General features: G+C 52.1%; 1 protein-coding gene. It reads right to left on the reverse strand.

Annotated elements, in window-relative coordinates; genetic code table 11:
- The coding region (locus tag R7F64_RS23820; protein ID WP_318072141.1) for a tandem-95 repeat protein at positions 1-791 on the reverse strand (791 nt) is incomplete at both ends.

Here is a 791-nt window from a genome sequence, read left to right on the forward strand (position 1 = left end):
AAGTTCACCGTTTGGCTAACGCTCTCGCCGCTTGGATCGGTCGCCGTAAAGGTCAACGCTTCTGAGCCATTCCAGTCTGCGGTTGGAGTGAACGTAGCAATACCGTTGACGATCGCCACTTGAATGTTGCTATTACCAGAGACACTGAAGCTCAGCTCGCCATCTACGTTATCCACATCGCTGAAAGCGGTATTTAGATCGATGCTGTATGGCGTGAAATCTTCCGCCAAGGTTTGGTCTGCGAGGTTGCTTTCAACCACAGGCGTGTCGTTTACGGCATTTACGGTGACATTGACCGTCGCTTGGTCAGTCAGTGCACCATCGGTCACGGTGTAAGTGATTTCAGCATCGCCATGGAAGTTCTCAGCCGGTGTGAAGACCAGTTTTCCATCAATAATTTCGACTTTACCTTGGTCACTCGGCACAGACGCTGATTGGATAGACAGCGTATCGCCATCAATGTCGGTGTCGTTTGGCAGGACATCAATCGTTACTGGCGTGTCTTCGTCAGTAACGGCATTGTCATTGGTCGCCACTGGCGCATCATTCACTGGTGTGACATCGACGTTCACCGTGGTGGACTCCGATACCCCACCCGACGTAACGATGTAGGTGAAACTGTCAGCCCCGTGGTAGTTGTCGTTTGGCGTGTAAGTGACGCTGCCATCCGGGTTGACTGAGACCGTGCCGTTGGCTGGACCGTTATTGCTATCCAGCGACACCACTTTGTCGTCGCCTTCGAACGTGTCGTTACCTAAAACCTTGATGATGGTTGGCGTATCTTCCACAAC

The organism is Vibrio sp. Vb1980, assembly GCF_033338615.1.
Lineage (GTDB): Bacteria > Pseudomonadota > Gammaproteobacteria > Enterobacterales > Vibrionaceae > Vibrio > Vibrio alginolyticus.